2 protein-coding genes are annotated in these 1,961 nt (G+C 73.7%); both read left to right on the top strand.

Translation table 11 applies throughout. From position 1 onward, the window contains the following. A partial coding sequence (locus AWZ10_RS11115) for a winged helix-turn-helix domain-containing protein (protein ID WP_167365940.1) occupies positions 1-318 on the top strand: 318 nt, incomplete at its 5' end. A gap of 12 nt (positions 319-330) precedes the next feature. Beyond that, the gene (locus AWZ10_RS11110; RefSeq protein ID WP_060890981.1) at positions 331-1,881 is read left to right on the top strand and encodes a HAMP domain-containing sensor histidine kinase; all 1,551 of its coding nucleotides are present in this window, start codon (positions 331-333) and stop codon (positions 1,879-1,881) included. Positions 1,882-1,961 lie beyond the last annotated feature (80 nt).

Below are 1,961 nucleotides of genomic sequence, written 5' to 3'. Positions count from 1 at the left end.
GCGGCCCCGGACGCCGGGGGGCTGCTCACGGCCGCCGGGCTGCGGATGGACGTACAGGCGCGGCGGGCGTGGCGCGGGGCGCGGGAACTGGAGCTGACCCGGACCGAGTTCGACCTCCTCGAACTGCTCGTCCGTAACGCGGGCATCGTGCTCGACCACGCGACGATCTACGACCGCATCTGGGGCTACGACTTCGGGCCCGGCTCCAAGAACCTCGCCGTCTACGTCGGTTATCTGCGCCGCAAGCTCGACGAGCCCGGGGCGCCCGCGCTGATCCACACCGTGCGGGGTGTGGGGTACGCGCTGCGGGAAGACTGAGGGCGGCGCCCGGTGCCGCCACGTCCCGTCCGGGCGCTGTCCCGCCTGCTCTCCCGGCTGCGGCCGGTCCCCTCACTGCGGGCGACCTTCACCGTGTCGTTCGTGGCGGTGGCGTGCGTCGTCACCGTCCTCGTCGGGATCCTCAGCTACAGCGCGGCGGCGCGGCTGGTGCGGGTCGACGAGCAGACCGTGTTCGCCGAGGTCGTGCGTGATCTGCGGGAGCTGGTCGAGCAGGACCCGCTGACGCCGGAGGACTTCGCGCCGAGCGGCAGCGGCGGTCCGCGTGACGACCTGATCCGCTCCGGTCGTACGGACGTCCAGGTGCTCGGCCCGCACGGGGAGATCCTCGAAAAGGGCGCCCCCGGCCTGCCCGTCCGCGACGCGGACCGCAGTATGGCCGACGCGGCCCTGGCCGGGGTGATGGTCGAGCACGGCGAGGTCGAGGTCGGCGACGACCGCTACCGGGTGGTGACCGTCGCGCTCGGCGGCGGCCGGGGTGCGGTGCAGGTCGCGCAGGAGTTCAGCGACACCGAGGACCTGCTGCGGGAGCTGCAGCAGCGGACCCTGCTGTTCGTGTCCGGCATCGTCATCTCGGCCGGGCTGTTCGGGTGGTGGCTGGCGCGGCGGCAGACCCGGCGGCTGGTGCAGTTGGCGGGGGCGGCGGAGGACGTGGCCCGGACCGGGCATCTGGGCATCCAGGTGCCGGTCGCGGGCCGGGACGAGGTGGGCCGGCTGGGGCGTTCCTTCGACCGCATGCTGGTTCGCCTCGCGCAGTCCGAGGAGGACCAGCGGCGGCTGGTCCAGGACGCCGGCCACGAACTCCGCACCCCTCTCACCTCCCTCCGTACGAACATCTCCCTGCTCCGGCGTATCGACGAGCTGCCGCCCCGGATGCGTGCGGAGCTCGTCGACGACCTCTCCCAGGAGGCCCTCGAACTGACCGACCTGGTCAACGAGTTGGTCGACCTCGCGGCCGGGCAGTCCGGCACCGAGCCCGTGCAGCGGGTCGAGCTGGCCGACCTCGCGGAGGACGTCGCGGGGACCGCCCGCCGCCGTACCGGCCGCGAGGTCGTCGTACGCGTGGCCGGGGACACGACCGTCGAGGGGCGGGTGGGGGCTCTCCAGCGCGCCATCTCCAACCTGGTGGAGAACGCGGCGAAGTTCGACCGCGCCGGGTCGGGGGCGATCGTGGTCGTCGTGGCGCGGGGGTCGGCGGGAGGCCTGGGCGAGCTGGGCGGACTGGAGGAGCTGGGTGGCCCGGGGGACTTCGGGGAACCGGGGGGCACGCGTGGACCGGGCGGGGCCTCGGACGTCGTCCGCGTCGAGGTTCTCGACCGGGGTCCCGGTGTCCCCGACTGCGATCTCGAACGCATCTTCGACCGCTTCTATCGTGCCCCGGACGCCCGCAGTCTGCCCGGGTCCGGGCTCGGGCTGTCGATCGTCCGAGCGGTGGCGGCGGCGCACGGCGGGGCGCCGTTCGCGTTCCGGCGGGAGGGTGGGGGGCTGGTCACCGGGTTCACGGTGCGGGGTGTGGACGGGGGGCCGGGGGCCGGGGGTCGGTGAACGGCGGGAGACGGCCGGGATCATGAGGACGTCGCCGTAGTTCTCCGTGTTCATACGGATCTTGACTTCGGCCTCGTAGT

The sequence above is a fragment of the Streptomyces europaeiscabiei genome, from assembly GCF_001550375.1.
Classification (GTDB): domain Bacteria; phylum Actinomycetota; class Actinomycetes; order Streptomycetales; family Streptomycetaceae; genus Streptomyces; species Streptomyces europaeiscabiei.
The sequence above is the reverse complement of the archived record's forward strand: the minus strand, read 5'-3'. Positions and strand labels throughout refer to the sequence as shown.